Source organism: Kitasatospora sp. NPDC059408, assembly GCF_042751525.1.
Classification (GTDB): Bacteria; Actinomycetota; Actinomycetes; order Streptomycetales; family Streptomycetaceae; genus Kitasatospora.
Genome location: NZ_JBHYWI010000129.1, coordinates 1 through 18,825, shown reverse-complemented (window position 1 = coordinate 18,825; position 18,825 = coordinate 1). Strand labels below are relative to the sequence as shown.

Genomic DNA, 18,825 nt, shown 5'->3' with positions numbered 1-18,825 from the left:
TGCAGACGTCGCAATCCACACCGAGCCAGAAGGCCCTCACTCATTTCAAGATCACCTGACCGTGAACCCCGTCACCAACCTCCGTGGTCAGTACAGCTAGCCGACGACAGCCGAGCAGAACAGGTGCAGGACCTCCCCGTCCCGCAGCCCCAGCGAAACGGCCGTGTCACCGGGTTCGAGCGGGGCACCGCCGAGACGCCGCAGCGCCCAGTCCCCGTCACCGGCCTGGCTTCCGGCAACGCACCGGACCAGCGCCGGAATGAGCCCCACGACCGGAACGGTGACCGGAACGGCCAGCTCGACGAGACCCTCCGGCCCCACGACGGTCAGCTCGCGGACGGCGTGCGCGGGAGAGATGGCGGTCAGCGTGGCGGTCATGGTGCTCCTCGGATGCGCGAAACGGCGGGGACGAACGACTCCGGCAACCAGGTGCCACACCGTCCGGACCGACGCGTCCGGTGTCTCCCGGTGCCTCCACCCTAGGAACCGGGCAGCCCGAGGACATGACGACCGCCACCGACAGAATTGCGTCCCCGGACCGAAACCTTCGAAGCGCCATCCACTGCGGCCGGCGCTCCCGGTAGGTGGCGATCAGGTCGCGGTACCAGGCGTACGACGCCCTCGGGGTGCGGCGCTGCGGCACTGCGGCGCGAGGTCGACGTGGCGCGAAGTCGACGTGGACGAGACCGAAGCGCTGGTGGCAACCCTCGACCGACCGGGGCGTACGGGGTCAGCGGGGCCCACGTCATCGTCCCGGGTCACGGCGCCCCGTTCCCCGCCGGGTCGGCCCCGCGCTGACGGCACCGGAGGGACCGGGGATCCCGCCGCGCGATCACGTCACCGCACAGGCGATTCGGCTTGGCTTCGAGCGCCCGCCGCCGCGCGCGTACGGTGGATGTATGGCCGGACGGGTAGCCGGTGGCAGGCACGGCCGGCTGCCACTGCGGGTGACCGCACGCCGCGATGTGGCGTTCTGCTCCCACACAGGAGGGAAAGGTCATGCCCGAGCACAGGATCGGCACGCAGGAGGAGTTCGAGGCGGCCCGAGCGGAGCTGCTCGCGGAGGAGAAGAAGCTCACCCGACGCAGTGACGAGCTCGCGCGGAAGCGGCGGGAGCTTCCCTGGGTGCCGGTCGAGAAGGACTACGGCTTCGAGACCGAGGGCGGGACCAAGTCGCTCGCGGACCTCTTCGGCGGGTGCTCGCAGCTGCTTGTCTACCACTTCATGTTCGGCCCGCCGTACGAGGCCGGATGCCCGGTCTGCTCCTCGATCGCGGACACCCTCGACCCCAACGCGGTCCACCTCAAAGCCCGCGACGTGACGCTGATCTGCTCCTCGCGGGCGCCGATCGACAAGCTCCTCGCCTACCGGGAGCGGATGGGCTGGGGCTTCGACTGGGTCTCCACCGCCGGCAGCGACTTCCACCGCGACCTCGGCTTCCAGTACACCGCGGAGGAGCTGGGGCCGTTCCTCGCTGGCGACATCCCGCCGACCGTCCGGCAGATGGCGGAGGCCTGCGGCACCGACGTGCCCGGGTACGTCACCGAAGGCCCCGGGCTGAGCGCCTACGCGCTCTCGAACGGCACCGTCCACCGGACGTACGTCACCACCGCACGCGGCCTTGAGCCCGCCATGGCCTACTACGGCCTCCTCGACCGGACGCCGCTGGGCCGGCACGAGGAGGGCGAGGAGACCCACTGGCTGCGCCGCCACGACGAGTACGGCCCGCCGACCGCCTGACCCTCGAACGGCCCGCCTCTTCGGCTCCGGAGCGGAGCCGAAGAGGCGGGCCGGACTCCTACGGCTTCGGCGAATGACCACGGCCAAGTGACCTGGTAGGGCTGGTCACGTGTCGTCAAGCATGCGAGCGCCGTGGAGGGCTGGTGATTCTGTCATTCGGTGCGACTAATGTGCCGGTCATGTCGGATGGAATGCAGGACGGCGGATCCATCCTCGAGGGTTCGCCGGCCGGGAGGATGGCTGCCAGAGGGCGTCAACTGTTCGGGCGGGCGGGGGAGATCGAGGCGCTGCTGGAGGTGCTGGGTGACCTGACGACGGCGGGCGGACGGGCGATCGCACTGGTCGGGGAGCCGGGCATCGGCAAGAGCGCGCTGATGTCCACGGCCGTCGCACACGCCAGGGCCGCAGGGGTCCGGGTGGACGCGGCCCAGGGGCAGTACGCGAGCGCACCCGCGTTCCCGGGCCCGCGGTCGCTGCTGGACGAGCCCTGCGACGTGCGCGAGCAGGTGACGCGGGACGGCGCGGCGGTGGTCGCCCTGGACGACCTGCACCATCTTGCGGCCGATCGGATCCCGGGCCTGGAGCGGGTGCTCCAGGCGACCGCCAACGGCCCGCTGCTCTGTCTGCTCGCCTACCGGCAGCGCCAGCTCTCGCCCGCGCTCGCCGCCGTGCTGTCCCGCGCGATATCCGCCGGCCTGCTCGACGTGTGGCAGCTCGGGCCGCTCTCCCCGGCAGCGACCAGGGAGTTGCTCGGCGAGCGTCCCGACCTGGAGAAGCTCCACCGCGAGGGCCAGGGCAATCCGCAGTACCTCAAGATCATGGCCTCCGACGGCCAGGCGATCGCCGCGGCCGGTACGGCGATCCTCGGTGAGCTGGCCGGCCTCGATGACACCGCGCGCACCGTGCTCCACGCCGCGGCGGTGTTCGACCACTCGTTCCACCCGGAGCTGCTCGCCGCCGCGCTGGGGCTGGAGTTGCCCGAGACCATGCGGGCCCTGGACCTGCTCACCGGCCTCGACCTGGTACGTCCGGCCAACGCCGGAGCGAAGATGGTCCTGCGTCACCCGGCGGTGGGTGCGGTCGTGTACCAGCAGATCGAACCCAGCCGGCGCCGGGACCTGCACCGCCGCTCGGCGGCCGCGCTGGCCAAGCTCGCGGTGCCGATCGCCCGGCGGGCCCACCATGTGGCGCGGTCCCTCGACCCGAACGAGCCGGAGCACCTCACCACCCTGATCGCCGCCTCGCGCGACGCGCTGCACACCTCCCCCGCTGTGTCGGCCGGGTATCTCGAGGTCATACTGCCGCTGCTCCGGGAGGGTGGGCAGCACTGGCACGAAGCGCAGGTGCTGCTCGCGCAGACGCGGCTGCTGACCGGCGACGCCACCGAGAGCCGGGCGATGCTCGACACACTGCGCCGACCTGCGGCCGGCCGACCGCCGCACGAGAACCACGCCGTGACCGCACTCGCCGACGCGAGCCGGGCCGAACGGCAACTCGGCCGCTACAGCGAGGCCGGCGCCGTGGCGCGTGCCGGGCTCACGGCCCTGGCCGACCGCGACTGCGCCGCGGCGGCCGCCCTGCACTCCGAACTCGCCGACTGCGCCTACGACCTGCAGGACTACGAGAGCTGTCGGCAGCACGCCGAGACGGCCGCCGCGATCGCGCGCCGGAACCACGACCGGGTCAATGAGGCCAAGTCCCTGGCGCAGGCGTCGCTCGCCCACCTGTTCACCGGGGACCTCGCCGCGGCCGACCGCACCGCGGACAGCGCGGTCGAACTCGTCGACGCCGTCTCCGACGCCACCCTCCTGACCAATCTGGAGGCGCTGTACCACGTGGGCACGGCCGAAGGGACCCTCGGACGCCTGGCCGCCGCCGAGCGCCACCTCACCCGGGGCGCGGCGCTGTCCCGGCGCACCGGGCAGACGTACATCCAGCCCGCGCTGCTGATGGCGCTGGCCGGCACCCAGCTGCGCTGCGGGGACCTGCGCCGCACGCTGGCCACGCTCGACGAGGCCGACCGGCACACCGAGTTCGACGGCAACCCGGCGATCCGGGCAGTGCTGGCGGTGCTCCGCTCGCAGGTCCTGCTGTGGCGGGGCGGTTCCGCCGAGGTGCGCGAGGTGCTCGCGTCGGCCGATCGCGCGGCGGCGCTCGCCGACGGTCAGTCGACCGCCTGGGCCGTCAACGTCCGCTGCTCCCATGCCGAACTCGTGCTGATCACCGGGGATCCGGCCCGGGCGAGCCGGCTGCTGCTGGACGCCGCAGGCGGCGTCCACCTGCCCCGGGTCACTGCCTGGTGGCAACCACGCTGCTACGAGACCCTGACGCAGGCTGCGATTGCCGAGGGGGACCGGACGACGGCCGAGCACTGGGCGCACCTCGCCGAGGCCCGGGTCGACGAGCTGCCCTCCGCCAACCGACGCGGGTACGCCGGGCGCACACGCATGTGGGCCCACCGGATGCGCGGGGACGTCGAGCAGGCTCGGCTCAGCGGGCTGGCGGCGGTCGCGGACTTCACCGTCGGCGGTGAGCGCATCGAGATGGGCCGCACGCTGGTCGCGGTGGCCGCGCTCACGCTGGACAGCCTGCGGACCGAGCAGGTGGCCGGGTGGCTCGACCAGGCCGCGGCGCTGGCCCACCAGTGCGGCTCGGCCCGGCTGGCCGACGAAGTCTCCCACCAGCGCGGCCGGTTGTTCACCGCGCTGGCTTCGTCCGCTGCTCCCTCCGCCCCCGTCCCGTCCGATGCCCGGAGCGGGGCGGATCCGGCCGGGCTGGCCCTGCTCACCGGACGGGAACAGGAGGTCGCCCGCCTCGCCGGCACCGGCCTGACCAGCGGAGAGATCGCCGGCACGCTGTTCCTCAGCGTGCGCACGGTCGACACCCACCTCGGCCGGGTCTACCGCAAACTCGGTGTCTCCAACCGGGCGAGTCTCACCCGCGCCCTGCTCGGCGAGGCACCCGACACGGCATGAGGGAGCCGTCGCCCAACGGCTGCTCCGCCCGCTACCTCCCCCCTCGGACGGGGTCAGGAGCTGCGTTGCCAGGTGCTCAGCGAGAGCTTGACCTCGCCGGTCTGTACGTCGGCGGTCTCGATGGTCGCGATCGCGATGCTGTTGGCGGTGCGGTCGCGGATGCAGAGCAACCGGCCGCCGTTCACCTGGGCGAAGCCGACGTCGGCTCTGGGCTGGGTGTCGATCGCGGCGTTGCACTGGGCCGGGGTGGACGACGGGTCGGTCAGCACGGCGAAGTCGGAGAGGTCGAAGCCGGCCGCGCGGAAGGAGTCGGCCGAGACGCCACCGGTGGGGCTCTGGTGCGTCAGGGCGAGGGCCCACTTGGGAGCGGTGACGGCAGGGGCCGTCTTCCCGCCTGCCAGGTCGACCTGGTAGGCCTGGCTGGCGTACAGGCTCGCCGGGATGGTCAGTTCGACCTTGTTCACCACCGGGGTGTAGCTCCCCGCTGTCGCGGGCGCCGAGCCGCCGCCGACCGAGCTGGGCGCGCCACCGGCCGACGAGGCGCCGGCGCTCGCCGCACCGGCGGCCGCGCTGGTGGGCGCACCGGTGGCCGCACCGGTGGGCGCGCTGGTGGGCGCGGTTGCGGGAGCCGTCGTTGCGGGAGCCGTCGTCGACGCGACCGGGGACTTCGCGGCGGCCGGGGCCTGGGCGGCGTCGCCGCCGCTGGTGGTCGACGTGTCGTGCCGGGTCAGCAGCACCCCGGCCAGCGAGCCGCCGAGCGCCACCACTACGGCGATGGTCACCAGGGTCTTCCAGGAAACGCCTTTCGCCTTGGCCTGCGGCGGCGTGAGGGGCGGCGCGGCCCCGGCGATCGGAACGGTCTGCTCCGGATATTGCGCACGTGCGGTGGGCATCTCACTGAGCGGTGGCGGGGGAACCGCCGCCGGCGCCGGGGTACCGAGCGAGGGCGCCGAGTCCAGGACGGTAGGGGTCGGCAGCGTCCTGGGCAGGTCGGAACGGCGGATGATCTCGGTGGCCACCGGCGCGGGGAGCCAGTCGTCGGCGAACCGCAACTGCCCACCGATCTCGGGGTGGTTGCGGACGAGCTCGATGATCTCGGCCGGCGTGGGACGGTCCTCGGGCGACTTGGCCAGACAACGCTCCAGCAGCGCGCGCAGCTCGGCGGGCACCGCGTCCAGCTCCGGCGGCTCGTGCACCACCCGGTAGAGCACCGCGGTCTCCGGCCCCTCGCCGAACGGCTGCACGCCGCCGGCCACGTAGGCGGCCAGCGCGCCCAGCGCGAAGACGTCGGTGGCGGGGGTGACCGGGCGGCCCTGGGCCTGCTCGGGCGCCATGTAGGCGGGCGAGCCGATCCGGACCCCGGTGCCGGTCAGCGCGGTGGTGTCAGCGGCCCGGGCGATGCCGAAGTCGATCACCCGCGGACCGTCGGCGGCGACCATCACGTTGGCGGGCTTCAGGTCGCGGTGCACCACGTCGACGCTGTGGATCGCCTGCAGCGCCTCGGCGATGCCGCCGAGCAGCAGCAGCACGGTACGCAGCGGCAGCCCGCCGTGCTCGCGCGCCACCTGCTGCAGCGAGGGGCCCGGCACGTATGCCGTGACCAGCCAGGGGGTGTCGGCCTCGGTACCGGCGTCGATCACCTGGGCGGTGTACAGGCCGTGGATCCGCTGAGCGTTGGCCACCTCCCGGGTGAACCGGCGGCGGAACTCGGGGTCCTCGGCGAACTCGGGGCGGACCACCTTGAGGGCCACCGGGCGTCCGCCGGGCGTGTAGGAGAGGTAGACCCGGCCCATCCCGCCGGCCCCCAGACGCGCGTACAACCGGTAACCGGCTACTTCGGTCGGGTCGTCCGCCTGGAGGGGCTGAAAGGCGGATGGCGGCGATGCGGCGTGGTGGAGATCGTCTGCAGGCATGGTCGGGGATTGGCCTCACTGTGTGTCACGTGTGGAAATTCAGGCAGCCCTTGAATTCGGCTGGAGTGCTCTGTCGGAACCGGCCTCGCGCGGATTCCCGGACGGCATTCACGTGCCGCCGACAAGGGTCCGCTCGGTAATCCGCTTCTTGATTGCTCCTGTCACCCCGGGCAAGCCTCCCCGGCGACGGGGCCCACGGGCGTCAGTAGAACTACGCATTCCGACTACGTAATCCACCGGGTTCCACCGACCCCGAGCCGCAGGCACGGATCCACACGCCGCGCCAAGCCGCACTCGGCCACGAAAGATGCTTCGCAAAGCCCGACCGGACCTGCATCGAGTCCGGCGGGTGCCACAACAGCCCAGCCCCCGACTACCGCTCACCCCGGGCCCGATGGGCGGCGATCAGGTCGCGGTACCAGGCGTACGACGCCCTCGGCGTGCGGCGCTGCGTCGCGAAGTCGACGTGGACGAGGCCGAAGCGCTGGTGGTAGCCCTCGGCCCACTCGAAGTTGTCGAGGAGGGACCAGGTGTAGTAGCCGCGGACGTCGGCGCCCTCGGCGATGGCTTGGGCGAGGGCGTCGAGGTGGGTGGCGAGGAAGTCGATGCGGGGGTGGTCGGGGGTGGTGGACTCGTCGACGGAGCAGCCGTTTTCGGTGATCGTGATGGGCGGGAGGGCTTCGCCGTACGTCTTCCGCAGACCGGCCAGGAGTTGGCGGAGGCCGTCGGGGACGACGGGCCAGCCGAAGGCGGTGTGGGGGGCCTCGGTGATGTCGACGAGGTCGAAGGGCAGGCCCGGGGAGGTGGGGGCGGCGACGCGGGTGGGGTTGTAGTAGTTGAGGCCGAGGCCGTCCAGGCGCGGGGTGTGGATGAGGTCGAGGTCGCCGTCGCGGACGGCGCCGTAGATGTCGTCGGGGACGCCCAGGGCGGAGAGGTCGGGGTAGCGGCCGAGGAGGACGGGGTCGGTGAACAGGCGGTTGTGCAGGGCGTCGTAGGCCTCGGCGGCGGCTGCGTCTTCGGGTGACGAGGAGGCCGGCCACACCGGGGTGAGGTTGTTGGACAGCATCACCTCCAGGCCCCGCTCGTGGAGCGGCGAGGCGGCCAGGCCGTGGGCGAGGAGCTGGTGGTGGGCCGCGGGCAGGGCCTCGAACATGAGGGTGCGACCGGGGGCGTGGGTGCCCAGGGCGTAGCCGAAGACGGTGTGGACGAAGGGCTCGTTGAGGGTGATCCAGGTGGGGATCCGGTCGCCGAGGCGGTCGGCCACGAGGGTGGCGTACTCGGCGAAGCGGTACGCCGTCTCGCGGTTGAGCCAGCCGCCGGCCTCCTCCAGGGCCTGCGGGAGGTCCCAGTGGAAGAGGGTGGGCAGCGGGGTGATGCCGGCTTCCAGGAGGGAGTCGACCAGGCGGTCGTAGAAGGCCAGGCCGGCGGGGTTCACAGGCCCCGTGCCGGTGGGCAGGATGCGGGACCAGGCGATGGAGAAGCGGTAGCCGTCCAGCCCGAGGCCCTTCATCAGGGCGATGTCCTCGGCGTACCGGTGGTAGTGGTCGCAGGCGACCGCGCCCGTGTGCCCGTCCCGGACGGCGCCGGAGCGGGTGGTGAAGACGTCCCAGACGGACGGGCCGCGGCCGTCCTCCTCCACCGCCCCCTCGATCTGGTAGGCGGCGGTGGCGGCACCCCAGCGGAATCCGGCGGGCAGGTCGAGGCGGTTCGGCATGGCAGCCTCCCGAGGCAAACATGAGGAGCACTCATGTTATCGCCGTGACGCCGGAACGCCAGAGGACGGGTTTCCGCGTTCCAGCAGGGCGAGCCGGGCGTCGCGCAGCTGGGTGGCCTGGTGAGAGAGGTGGCGAGCACCGGCACGCCGGCGAACGGCTCGCCCCGCCACGAGTCCACCAGGGCAAGCACAGGAGGAGGGCCGGCAGCGTTCGCACCTCCGGGCCGGCGAGCAGCAGCGGCCCGAGCAACCCGAACCGGATCCCTGCGCCGGAACCCCCGTAGTGACGACCGGTCGCATCGACGGAGGAGGAGCAGGCTTCCTTGACAGCTGCCGCCGCGACCGGACGCGACTTGACGTCAAGTGCGCTTGAACTTCGATCATATGGACGTCGCCCCGCAGCGGGGCGCGCAGATCCGACTGTCGAGGAGTTCCCCATGTCCGCCACGCCCCTCCGTCTCGCCGTGATCACCGGTAGCGTCCGGGACGGCCGGTTCGGGCCTACCGTCGCCAACTGGGTCGCCTCGCTCGCCAAGGAGCGGGACGACCTGCTGGTCGATGCGATCGACCTCGCCGACCACCCGTTGCCGCACGAGCTGTCCCACAACCCCGGCAAGGAGGTTGCACAGGTGCTGGCCGGGGTCTCGCCGCGGCTGGCCGAGGCGGATGCCTTCATCGTGGTCACCCCGGAGTACAACCACAGCTTCCCGGCCTCGCTGAAGAGCCTGATCGACTGGCACGGGAAGGAGTGGGCGGCCAAGCCGGTCGGCTTCGTCTCCTACGGCGGCCTGTCCGGCGGCCTGCGGGCGGTGGAGCAACTGCGGCAGGTCTTCGCCGAGATGCACTCCGTGACCGTCCGTGACGTGGTCAGCTTCCACAACTGCTGGGGGCTCTTCGACGAGACCGGCGCGCTGAAGGAGCCCGCCGGCGCGACGGCCGCCGCGACCACGCTGTTCAACCAGCTCGGCTGGTGGGGACAGGCCCTGCGCGAGGCCCGCGAGAAGAAGCCCTACGGCAACTGACGGGCACTAACGCGGGGTGGCGGCCGTCCCGTTGATCACCATGCGGAAGGTCCACGCGAGGCGGTCCTCCGGGGTGCCGGCGAGCAGGGCGGGGCCGAGGGCCGCGATGCGGGGGTGCTCGGGGGCGGTGGCGGCGAGCAGGGTTTCGGCGAGGGCGGTGTGTTCGGCCTCGGCGCCCGGGTCGGCGTCGCGGGCGGACTGTTCGGCGGCCGTCGCGGTGGCCACGAGCAGCAGGACGTCCACACCCCAGGCCGCCTGCCCGTCCGGCACGCCGCCCTCGTGCAGCAGCGCGAGGAGCGCCTCCACGACGGCGAGGTAGTGCGGGCCCGACGGGCGGGTGACGAGTGCGGTGTGGGCGAGCGCCGGATGCCGGAACAGCACCCCGGTGTACGAGCCGAGGACGGCGGCCAGGCGCTCGCGCCAGTCGCCGGCCGCCCGCACCGGCGCGAGGTCCACCGCGCCGAGGAACTCCTCCAGGATCGCCGCGTGCAGCTCGGCCGTGTTGGCGACGTACACGTAGAGCGAGGCCGGGCCGGTGTCGAGCTCCTGCGCGAGGCGGCGCATGGTCACCCGCTGCAGCCCCTCGGCCTCCAGGATCCGGACGGCTGCGGCGACGATGCCCTCGTAGGTGAGGGCCGGCTTGGCCGGGCGTTCACGGCGGCTGCGGGGGCGGGGCGTCGGGGTGCTGCTCATGCCGTCCACCTTAGGCCGCGGGCCCGGTGACCAGGTCGAGCATCCCCTGGAGCCCGTCCGGCCCGAACATCCGCTCCAGGTTGGCCGCCGACTCCGCCGCCGAGGCCTCGCTGCGCGGGAACAGCTCCCGCTCGTACGCCGCGAGCGCCGCCTCGGCGGCGCCGGGGTGGGCGGCGATCGCCGCGCCCAGTTCGGCGCCGTCGAGCATGGCGAGGTTGGCGCCCTCGCCCGCGAACGGGGACATCAGGTGGGCGGCGTCGCCGAGGAGCGTGACGCCGGGGACGCGGTCCCAGCGGTGGCCGACCGGCAGGGCGTGGATGCGGCGCCCGACGAGCGGCCCGTCGGCGTCCGCGACGAGGGCGCGCAGGCCGTCGGACCAGCCGTCGAACTCGGCGAGGACGGCCCGCTTGACCGCCGCCGAATCAGCGGCGCCGAGGCCGTCCAGCCATTCCTCCCCCACCCGCAGGGCGGTGTAGACGTGGATGCTGCCGTCCGTTTCGAGGTGGCCGAGGAAGCCGCGGTCCTCGGCGAGCGCCATGAAGAACCCGCCGCCGACGAGTGCGGCGGCCTCGGGGTGACGGACGGCGGCGTCGTGCAGGTCGGCCTCGACGAAGGAGATGCCGGTGTAGGCGGGGACGGCGTCGGACAGCAGCGGGCGGACCCGCGACCACGCGCCGTCGGCACCGATCAGCAGGTCGGTGGTGAGGGTGCCGCCGTCGGCGAAGGCGACCTCGTGGCGGCCGTCGCCGAGCGCCCGGACGCCGGTGACCTTGCGGCCCCAGCGGACCGTCCCGGCGGGGAGGGAGCCGAGGAGGAGGTCGCGCAGGGCGCCGCGGTCCACCTCGGGGCGGCCGCCGGTGCCGTCGTCCGGGGCGTCGAGCCGGACGGCGCCGTCCGGGGCGACCAGCCGCATGGCCTCGCCGCCCTCGTGGACGAGGGCGCGGAAGCCGTCGTACAGGCCGGCCGCGTGCAGGGCGCGCTGGCCGGACTCCTCGTGGATGTCGAGCATGCCGCCCTGGGTGCGGGCCTCGGGGGACGCCTCCAGGTCGAACACGGCGGCCTCGACGCCGTGGACGTGGAGCACGCGGGCGAGGGTCAGGCCGCCGAGGCCGGCTCCGAGGACGGCGATCGGGACGTGGGCGGGGACGTGGGTCGGATTGCGCTGGGTCATGTCCGCTCCTTCGGGTCGCCGGCGTCCTCTCCACGGTAACGAACATGTTCGTTACGAACAAGTTCGCCGAGCTGAAGAAGGAGGGAGGGCGGAAGTCCGAAGACCTCCGCCCTCCCCCGGCTCGGCCCGGCTCTGCCAGGCTCAGCCCGCCAGCGGTCCGGCTCCCGCCAGGAGCAGCGAGAAGCCCGAGTCCGTCGGCTGCTGCGGCGTCTTCACATGCACCACGCCCGCCGCCGCGTCGTAGAACCACCCCGCGCCCGCCGCGTCCAGCCCGGCCTGCGAGGAGTAGCCGTCCAGCGGCTCGTGGTCCAGGAGCACCGCGCCCGGCCCGGCCCCGGCGTGGACGGTGAACTCGTAGGCGCGCGCGGCCGGCTTGCCCGTGTAGTCGCCCACGCTCGGGCCGACGTCCACGGTGGTCACGCCGTGCCCGCGCCCGACCGAGCGGACCGACACCTCCTGGGTGGCACCCGCGCCCTGCTCGTGCGCGCGCGTCGTGCCGTCGTCCTCGTAGAGCGTGAACGAGGACTCGCCGCCCTTGGCGTAGACGTCGTAGGAGAGCCGGCCGGTGTCGCGGGTCTGCCACGACAGCGTGCCCTGCGGCCACATCGGCACGACGGCTCCGGCCCGGACGAACAGCGGCAGGGTTTCCAGCGGCGCCTGGTACCCGTTGACCGTGGTCGGGCCCTCGTACGTCTTACCCGTCCAGTAGTCCACCCACGTGCCCTTCGGCAGGTAGATGCCGTTGCGGACGGACGAGTTGTCGTACACCGGCGCGACGAGGAAGTCGCTGCCGCTCATGAACTCGTACTTCGCCGCGTCGCCCCACGTGTTCGGGTCGTCCGGGTACTCCAGCACGAGCGGCCGGACCGCGCCGACGCCCGTGCGGTGCGCCTCCTCGGCGAGCGTGTAGAAGTACGGCAGCAGGCGCTCCTTGAGCTGGAGGTAGCGCCGGTTGACCGAGGTGTACGGCTCGCCCGCCCGCCACGGCTGCTTGTCGGCGGCCGCCCAGCCGTCCATGGTCATGATGGCCGGGACGAAGGTCTTCCATTCCAGGTCCCGGGTCTCCACCTTCGGGTCGCTGCCGAAGATGCCGCCCACGTCACCGGTGTTGTACGCGATGCCGGACATGGCCGCGCCCGCGTACGTCGGGATCTGCCAGCGCACGTAGTCGTACGTGCCCTTCTGGTCGCCGCTCCACAGCACGCCGCAGCGCTGTGCGCCGGCCCAGGAGACGGGGAGCCAGACGAAGCCGCGGGCGTCGCTGTTCTGCTCGATGCCGTCCTTGGCCTTCAGGCAGCCGTCCAGCGCGAACTTGTAGCCGGGGCCGACCCAGGCGACGTCCAGCTTGCGCACCCGCACGCCCGCCTTGACCTCCTCGCCCTGGTTGGGCAGGCCGGTCGACGTCCACAGGCCCAGCTGCATCTGGTGGTCGCGCAGGCCCTGGCCGGTCTGCTGGAGGTTCTCGTAGCCGCAGCCGTAGCCGTCGTTGACGAGCATCCAGCCGAGCGGCTGCTGGTTGGCGGTGTAGCCGTCGGCGACCTTGAGGGCGTCCAGGGTGTGCCGCTCGCCGCGGTTGGCGTTGTGCAGGTAGCAGTCGGAGTCGCCCGGTTCGAGGCCGTAGACGGGCGGCATGAAGGGCTTGCCGACGAGGTCGGTGTAGGCGCCGATGATGTTCTTGAGGTCCGGGCCGTAGAAGTAGTAGCCGTCGAAGCGGCGTTCGCGCTCGGACGTCTGCACCGGGTCGCCGAAGGTGTACGTGCCGGGGGCGTAGGTGTGGCGGAAGACGCCGTAGCCGGCCGAAGAGAGGTAGAAGGGCTGGGAGTTGTTGAACCCGCCCTCGTTCCAGTTGTAGTCGTTGGCGACGTGGACGGTCCTGCCCCGGTGGGAGAACGAGCCGTTCTGCTCGCCCGCGCCGTAGAACTGCTCCTGCGGCCCGCGGGCGAGGGTCTGCTGCATCGCGTCCTGGGTCCAGGTGAGGCCGCGGGTCTCCTCCCAGACGCGCTTGGTGTCGTCGTCGGTGTAGAGCGCGAAGCGCAGCGGCTGCTTGTACGCGCGCAGGGTGAGGTGCGCGGAGCTGATCGCGTAGTAGTCGCCCTCGTCGCGCTCCTCGACCGTCTTGAGGGTGGGCGGAGTCGTCGCGATCATCTCCCCGACGGGCGGGGCCGTGAAGGTGCCGTCCGGGCTGAACTGCAGGCGGAAGGCGTCCTCGGTGGTGAAGTCCACGCGGGCGCGGGCCGTCGCGCCCGCCTCGATCAGGTAGCCGTCGCCGTCCCGGACGATGCCGGTCGCGTCGCCGACGGTGGTGGGCTCGGGGAGCAGCGCGGTCGCGGTGTAGGAGGAGTTCTTGACGGAGTAGGGCACCACCAGCACCTGGTAGGTGCCCGACGCGTCCGGGATCACGGCGGTGGTGGGGACGGCGCCGGTCTGGTTCTCGGCGACCTTGCGGCCCGCGCCGTCGTAGACGTAGAGGTCGAACTCCATGGTCGGGTCGGGCCAGCTGATCGAGACCGGCACGCCGCCGTCGGGGTGGCCCTGCCAGTAGCCGGCCGGGACGTCCACGGTGATCGAGAAGCGGTCGCAGACCTTGCCGTCCGGGTCGGCGGCGGCGCTCGGGCAGTGCGCGGGGTCGGGCACGGCGCCGTTGGCGTAGGTGGGGCTCTGCCAGGTCACCGTGCGGTGGCCGGGCGAGAGCGTGCCCGCCGACGGCGTCGCGGCGCGGGCCGCGGGGACGGCGCCGAGCAGCGCGCACAGCAGCGCGAGCACGGTGGTCAGGACGCCTCGGGGGTGCGAGCGGCGTAAGCGGTGGCGCATGGACGTGTGGCGCATGGACGTGTCACCTTCCGTTCTCCGGTGGGGCTCCCGCCGGGGGGGGGATCCGGACGGGGCGTCTGGATGCGGGGTCCTTGCTCGCCGTCTCAGGAGGGGTTCGCCCTGAGGACGGTGAGCAGCCGGGCCACTTCGGCGGCCGTCGCGGCGCGGCCGGCCCCGAGGTAGCGGCGGGTGTCCACGAGCCGCACGTCGTCCGCGAGGGCGCGCCGGACGGAGGCGGTGAACACCCGGTTGAGCTGGGTGGCGATGTTGACCTTCGTGATGCCGTGCTCGACGGCCCGGGTCAGGTCCTCGTCCGCGACGCCCGAGGACCCGTGCAGCACGAGCGGCACCGGCACGGCCTCGCGCAGCCGCGCGATGAGGGCGAAGTCGAGGACGGCGTCCCGGGTGGCCATCGCGTGCGAGGAGCCGACGGCGACGGCCAGCGCGTCGACGCCCGTCCCGGCGGCGAAGTCGGCCGCCTCGTCCGGATCGGTGCGCACCCCCGGCGCGTGGACGCCGTCCTTGCCGCCGATCTCCCCCAGCTCCGCCTCCACCCAGACCCCGGCCGCGTGACAGCGGGCCACGACCTCGGCGGTCCGGCGGAGGTTGTCGGCATGGGCGAGCGCGGAGGCGTCGAACATGACCGAGGAGAAGCCCAGGTCGACGGCCTCGGCGACGAGTCCGGCGGACGTCGCGTGGTCGAGGTGGACGGCCACGGGAACGGTCGCCCGCCGCGCGAGCGCGAGCGTTGCTGCGGCGACCGGCGCGAGGGCGCCGTGGTAACGGACGGCGTTCTCGCTGAGCTGGAGGATCACCGGCGCCCCGACCGCCTCGGCCCCCGTCACGATCGCCTGCGCGTGCTCCAGCTGGATGACGTTGAACGCCCCGACCCCCCGGCCGTAGGCGACGGCGGGGCCGACGATGGCACCGGTACCGGTCAGGGGCATCGGGGACTCCTCGGGTCGGGGTGGCGGGGGCGGGGGCGGGCGACACCGGTTCCGCAGCGGCCGATCGGACACTCGCGCAGCGCGGGAAGTCGAACCGGCCGACTTCCCGCGCACGCGCCCTCCGCGCACGCCCCCTCCACGCCCGTCACGTCCCCGCCTCCGCCGCCAGTTCGCGGGCCAGGAGGGCTGCGCCCTGGCAGCCGGCGCGGGGGCCCAGTTCGGCGGGGACGATCTCGGGGACGGTCTGGAACGTCAGGCGGGCCGCGAGGGCGGTCCGGAGCGGGGCCAGGTGGAGTTCGCCCGCTTCGGCGAGGCCGCCGCCGATCACGATGCGCTCGGGGTCGAGCAGGGTGACGGCGGCGGCGAGGCCTTCCGCGAGGGCGTCGACGGCCTCGCGCCAGACGGTGACCGCCGCGAAGTCGCCGGTGCGGGCGCGTTCGGCGACCTCCTTGGCGTCCGTCCCGGTGCGGCCGGTCCTGCGGGTGTAGCGGCGGGCGATCGCGGCGGCCGACGCGACCGTCTCCAGGCAGCCCCGGCCGCCGCACCCGCACGGTTCGCCGGCGGCGAGTTCCACCGGGAGGTGGCCGAGTTCACCGGCCTTGGCGTGGCTGCCGGTCAGCGGGCGGCCGTCGACGACCAGGGCCGCGGCGACGCCGGTGCCGACCGGGACGAACAGGAAGTTGCCGCTGCCCCGGCCGGCTCCCAGGCGGGCTTCGGCGAGGCCGCCGGCCCGGACGTCGTGGGCGAGGGCGACGGGGACGCCGAGTACCTCCGCGAGCCGGTCGCGGACGGGCAGCCGGTGCCAGCCGAGGTTCGCGGCGAGCACCGACCGGCCGGCCGGCTCGTCGACGATGCCGGGGATCGCGACGCCGGCCGCCACCGGGCGGTAGTGGTCGGCGAGTTCGCGGGCGGTGGCGAGCACCGTCGCGAGTACTGCCTCCGGGCCGTGCTCGGCGCCGGTGGGGCGGCGGGTGGCGGCCCGCAGGCGGCCGTCCGGGCCGGCCGCGCCGCCCTTGACCCAGGTGCCGCCGACGTCGAGCGCGATGACCGTGGTCACGGCCGGGTGAGGACGATCGACCGGGTGAGGTGGCGCGGCCGGTCGGGGTCGAGGCCGCGGGCCTTGGCGAGTTCGACGGCGAGCCGCTGGGCGCGGATCAGGTCGGCGAGCGGGTCCAGGCCGGTGACGGAGGTGGTCGCGCCGATCTCGCGGACCTGGTCGAGGAGTCCGGCCGGCGGCTCGCCGAAGAACCAGACGACGGTGTCCGGAGCGGTGACGCTGATCGGGCCGTGCCGGTACTCCATCGCCGGGTAGGACTCCGTCCACGAGCCGGAGGCCTCGCGCAGCTTCAGCGCCGCCTCGTGCGCGAGACCGACGGTCCAGCCAGTGCCGAGGAAGGTGAACTGCCGTGCGTCGAGGGCGCCTTCGGGCAGGTCGGCGGCCAGCGCCCGTTCGGCCTGGGCGGGCAGGTCGGCCGGGGCGTGGCCGAGCCGGGCGCGCAGCAGGGCGAGGGTGGTGGTGGCGAAGCGCGTCTGGACCACCGACTCCTCGTCCGCGAAGGCCAGGTCGACGACGGTGTCGGCGACGGCGCTGATCGGGGTCGTGGGGTCGCCGGTGATCGCGGTGCGGGGTGTGCGGTCGGCACGCGCGAGCGCGGTCAGCACCTCGGTGGTGGTTCCGGAGCGGCTGAGGGCGAGGAGCCGGTCGTAGCGGCGGTCGGCCGGGTACTCGGAGGCCGGGAAGGCGTCCGTCTCGCCGTGGCCGGCGGCCTCGCGCAGCGCCGCGTAGGCCTGGGCGACGTAGAGCGAGGTGCCGCAGCCGATGACGGCCACCCGCTCGCCCGGTTCGGGCAGCCCGGCCGGGTCCAGTTCCGACGCCCGCCGCCAGCAGTCCGGCTGATCCGCGATCTCACGCTCGACGTGACTCCGGCTGACGTGACTCTGGTTGACGTGACTCACAAGGGCCTCCCCGTCTACGGCGCCAACAGCTCCCACGGCACTTCTGCTCAAATCTGCCGCACTTCACGCCCAACAGATCAAGATTGAGCAACCGGCGGCGAGGCTACACGCAGTTCCAGTCACGCGGAAGGGTGCCTTCTCGCCACGGCCTGTACGGCAACACTTCGATAACGCGCCCGTCATGGCCATCGCCAACGGGGCACACTCTGGGCACGCTACTGATCGAACTTGATTGGTGATCTGCGCGATCGCACAACTTCACGCAGTTCGTAGACTCGCAAAGGCGGTCCTGCACATGAAGCGGCCTCTCCTCGCCCTGTCGGCGGCCACCCTGGCCGGCACGCTCGCCCTGTCGGCGTGCAGCAAGGGCTCCGGCTCCGGCGGCACGTCCGCCGACGGCGTCACCACGATCCGGTTCGTCGCCGCCGACTACGGCTCCAACGGGCAGAACCCGAGCCAGGCGTACTGGCAGGGCGTCATATCCGCGTTCGAACAGCAGAACCCCAAGGTCAGGGTGGACCTCCAGGTCATCAACTGGAACGACCTCGACACCCAGGTCAAGACCATGGTCCAGAACGGCAACCAGCCCGACCTCCTGCAGACCGGCGGCTACGCCGACTACGCGAAGAACGGCATGCTCTACCCGGCGGGCGACGTCCTCTCCGCCGCCACCGCCGACGACTTCGTCCCGGCCCTCGCGAAGGCCGGCGTGCAGGACGGCACCCAGTACGGCGTCCCGTTCGTCTCCAGCGCCCGGATGTTCCTGATCAACAACACGCTCTTCCGCAAGGCCGGACTCGACCCCGCCAACCCGCCGAAGACCTGGGACGACGTCACCGCCGCCGCGACCGCCCTCAAGAAGGCGGGCGTCGAGGTGCCGCTCGGGGTGCCGCTCGGCAAGGAGGAGGCGCAGGGCGAGTCGTTCATCTGGATGCTCGGCAACCACGGCGGTTACCAGGACGCGGGCGGCAAGTACGCCATCAACTCCCCCGCCAACGTGGCCACGTTCACCCAGCTGAAGTCCTGGGTCGACGCGGGCCTGACCGAGCAGAGCCCGGCGGCCGTCAACCGCACCGACCTCACCAAGGACTTCGCGTCCGGCAAGGTCGGCATGCTCAACGGCATCCCCACCCTGCTGGGCGACGTCAAGAACATGGACGTCAGCTGGACCGCGATGCCCGGGAAGGACGGCGCGAGCCCGTCCACGCTCGGGGTGGCCGACTGGGTCATGGCCTTCAAGAAAGGCGGCCACAAGGAGCAGGTCAAGGCCTTCCTCGACTTCGCCTACGCCAAGGACAACGCGGTGAAGTTCGCCAAGGAGTACAGCCTGCTGCCGGTCACGAAGTCCGCGCTCACCGCCCTCCAGGCCGACCCCGACGAGCAGGCGCTCGCGCCCTTCCTGCGCATCCTGCCGACCGCCACCTTCTACCCGCTCAGCGACCCGACCTGGCCGGGCGTCTCGGCCCAGGTCAAGACGCAGATCGGCACCGCCGTCAGCGACCCGAGGAAGGCGCTGGACGCGCTCCAGCAGGCCGCCGTCCAGGCCGGCCAGTGACCGTGCCGCACCCACCGCGCCACCGGGACCCGCTGCGCCGTCTCGGCCCGGTGCCGTGGATCGCGCCCGCCGTCCTGTTGATCCTCGGCGTGGTCGTGTGGCCGGTGGTGGAGATGGTCCGCACCTCGCTGCGGCGCATCGACACCACCGGCACCGACCACGGCGCGGCCGGCCTGGTCAAGTACCGCAAACTGTTCGCCGACCCGCGCCTGCCCGAGGTCCTCGGCTGGACGGTGCTCTGGACGGTCGCCGTCGTCGGCCTGACCATGCTCCTCTCCCTCGCCCTCGCCCAGCTCTTCAACCAGGAATTCCCCGGCCGACGGATCAC

General features: G+C 72.9%; 12 protein-coding genes and 3 pseudogenes. 5 read left to right on the top strand and 10 right to left on the bottom strand.

What is annotated here, in order from left to right:
• Nucleotides 1-96: 96 nt before the first annotated feature.
• Both ACFXDE_RS41720 and ACFXDE_RS41715 read right to left on the bottom strand, forming a co-directional pair.
• Nucleotides 97-378: an EsaB/YukD family protein gene (locus ACFXDE_RS41720; RefSeq protein ID WP_380499423.1), complete on the bottom strand. Its 282-nt coding sequence runs from the start codon at nt 376-378 to the stop codon at nt 97-99.
• Between the two features lie 193 nt (nt 379-571).
• A pseudogene (locus ACFXDE_RS41715) lies at nt 572-709 on the bottom strand (family 1 glycosylhydrolase); the annotation flags it as partial.
• A gap of 290 nt (nt 710-999) precedes the next feature.
• On the opposite strand from ACFXDE_RS41715, the gene ACFXDE_RS41710 reads away from it, so the two are divergent.
• Both ACFXDE_RS41710 and ACFXDE_RS41705 read left to right on the top strand, forming a co-directional pair.
• Nucleotides 1,000-1,740: a DUF899 domain-containing protein gene (locus ACFXDE_RS41710; RefSeq protein WP_380499422.1), complete on the top strand. Its 741-nt coding sequence runs from the start codon at nt 1,000-1,002 to the stop codon at nt 1,738-1,740.
• A 236-nt stretch (nt 1,741-1,976) separates the two neighbouring features.
• The gene (locus ACFXDE_RS41705) at nt 1,977-4,715 is read left to right on the top strand and encodes a LuxR C-terminal-related transcriptional regulator (RefSeq protein WP_380499421.1); all 2,739 of its coding nucleotides are present in this window, start codon (nt 1,977-1,979) and stop codon (nt 4,713-4,715) included.
• Between the two features lie 53 nt (nt 4,716-4,768).
• Here ACFXDE_RS41705 and ACFXDE_RS41700 read toward each other — a convergent pair whose 3' ends face one another.
• Together ACFXDE_RS41700 and ACFXDE_RS41695 are read right to left on the bottom strand one after the other, a co-directional pair.
• Nucleotides 4,769-6,535: a serine/threonine-protein kinase gene (locus ACFXDE_RS41700; RefSeq protein ID WP_380499420.1), complete on the bottom strand. Its 1,767-nt coding sequence runs from the start codon at nt 6,533-6,535 to the stop codon at nt 4,769-4,771.
• A 466-nt stretch (nt 6,536-7,001) separates the two neighbouring features.
• Complete coding sequence (locus ACFXDE_RS41695; protein WP_380499419.1) at nt 7,002-8,342, bottom strand: GH1 family beta-glucosidase; 1,341 nt, start codon at nt 8,340-8,342, stop codon at nt 7,002-7,004.
• Between the two features lie 437 nt (nt 8,343-8,779).
• Here ACFXDE_RS41695 and ACFXDE_RS41690 point away from each other — a divergent pair, with 437 nt between their 5' ends.
• Complete coding sequence (locus ACFXDE_RS41690) at nt 8,780-9,364, top strand: NADPH-dependent FMN reductase (RefSeq protein WP_380445152.1); 585 nt, start codon at nt 8,780-8,782, stop codon at nt 9,362-9,364.
• A gap of 6 nt (nt 9,365-9,370) precedes the next feature.
• On the opposite strand, the gene ACFXDE_RS41685 is transcribed toward ACFXDE_RS41690, so the two are convergent.
• The 6 genes and pseudogenes from ACFXDE_RS41685 to ACFXDE_RS41660 form a co-directional block, all read right to left on the bottom strand.
• Nucleotides 9,371-10,057, bottom strand: coding sequence for a TetR/AcrR family transcriptional regulator (locus tag ACFXDE_RS41685; RefSeq protein WP_380499418.1), 687 nt, complete (start codon nt 10,055-10,057; stop codon nt 9,371-9,373).
• Nucleotides 10,058-10,067: 10 nt separating this feature from the next.
• On the bottom strand, nt 10,068-11,228 hold the full coding sequence (locus ACFXDE_RS41680; RefSeq protein WP_380499417.1) for an FAD-dependent oxidoreductase: 1,161 nt from the start codon (nt 11,226-11,228) through the stop codon (nt 10,068-10,070).
• A 144-nt stretch (nt 11,229-11,372) separates the two neighbouring features.
• Nucleotides 11,373-13,709 (bottom strand): annotated as a pseudogene (locus ACFXDE_RS41675) (TIM-barrel domain-containing protein); the annotation flags it as partial.
• A 434-nt stretch (nt 13,710-14,143) separates the two neighbouring features.
• On the bottom strand, nt 14,144-14,986 hold the full coding sequence (locus ACFXDE_RS41670; protein WP_380499416.1) for a ketose-bisphosphate aldolase: 843 nt from the start codon (nt 14,984-14,986) through the stop codon (nt 14,144-14,146).
• 145 nt (nt 14,987-15,131) lie between these two features.
• The gene (locus tag ACFXDE_RS41665) at nt 15,132-16,043 is read right to left on the bottom strand and encodes an ROK family protein (RefSeq protein WP_380499415.1); all 912 of its coding nucleotides are present in this window, start codon (nt 16,041-16,043) and stop codon (nt 15,132-15,134) included.
• The gene (locus tag ACFXDE_RS41660; protein ID WP_380499414.1) at nt 16,040-16,942 is read right to left on the bottom strand and encodes an SIS domain-containing protein; all 903 of its coding nucleotides are present in this window, start codon (nt 16,940-16,942) and stop codon (nt 16,040-16,042) included. The genes ACFXDE_RS41665 and ACFXDE_RS41660 overlap by 4 nt, the downstream gene beginning before the upstream one ends.
• A 295-nt stretch (nt 16,943-17,237) precedes the next feature.
• Between ACFXDE_RS41660 and ACFXDE_RS41655 the strand changes: the two genes are divergently transcribed.
• Nucleotides 17,238-18,497, top strand: coding sequence for an extracellular solute-binding protein (locus tag ACFXDE_RS41655; RefSeq protein WP_380499413.1), 1,260 nt, complete (start codon nt 17,238-17,240; stop codon nt 18,495-18,497).
• Nucleotides 18,494-18,825, top strand: a pseudogene (locus ACFXDE_RS41650) (sugar ABC transporter permease); the annotation flags it as partial. The gene ACFXDE_RS41655 and the pseudogene ACFXDE_RS41650, both read left to right, overlap by 4 nt.

Bases quoted from the DNA above. Each gene is read 5' to 3' on its own strand.
- ACFXDE_RS41720 (WP_380499423.1), bottom strand. From the start codon at position 378: ATGACCGCCACGCTGACCGCCATCTCTCCCGCGCACGCCGTCCGCGAG.
- ACFXDE_RS41710 (WP_380499422.1), top strand. From the start codon at position 1,000: ATGCCCGAGCACAGGATCGGCACGCAGGAGGAGTTCGAGGCGGCCCGA.
- ACFXDE_RS41705 (WP_380499421.1), top strand. From the start codon at position 1,977: ATGGCTGCCAGAGGGCGTCAACTGTTCGGGCGGGCGGGGGAGATCGAG.
- ACFXDE_RS41695 (WP_380499419.1), bottom strand. From the start codon at position 8,342: ATGCCGAACCGCCTCGACCTGCCCGCCGGATTCCGCTGGGGTGCCGCC.
- ACFXDE_RS41690 (WP_380445152.1), top strand. From the start codon at position 8,780: ATGTCCGCCACGCCCCTCCGTCTCGCCGTGATCACCGGTAGCGTCCGG.
- ACFXDE_RS41685 (WP_380499418.1), bottom strand. From the start codon at position 10,057: ATGAGCAGCACCCCGACGCCCCGCCCCCGCAGCCGCCGTGAACGCCCG.
- ACFXDE_RS41680 (WP_380499417.1), bottom strand. From the start codon at position 11,228: ATGACCCAGCGCAATCCGACCCACGTCCCCGCCCACGTCCCGATCGCC.
- ACFXDE_RS41670 (WP_380499416.1), bottom strand. From the start codon at position 14,986: ATGCCCCTGACCGGTACCGGTGCCATCGTCGGCCCCGCCGTCGCCTAC.
- ACFXDE_RS41655 (WP_380499413.1), top strand. From the start codon at position 17,238: ATGAAGCGGCCTCTCCTCGCCCTGTCGGCGGCCACCCTGGCCGGCACG.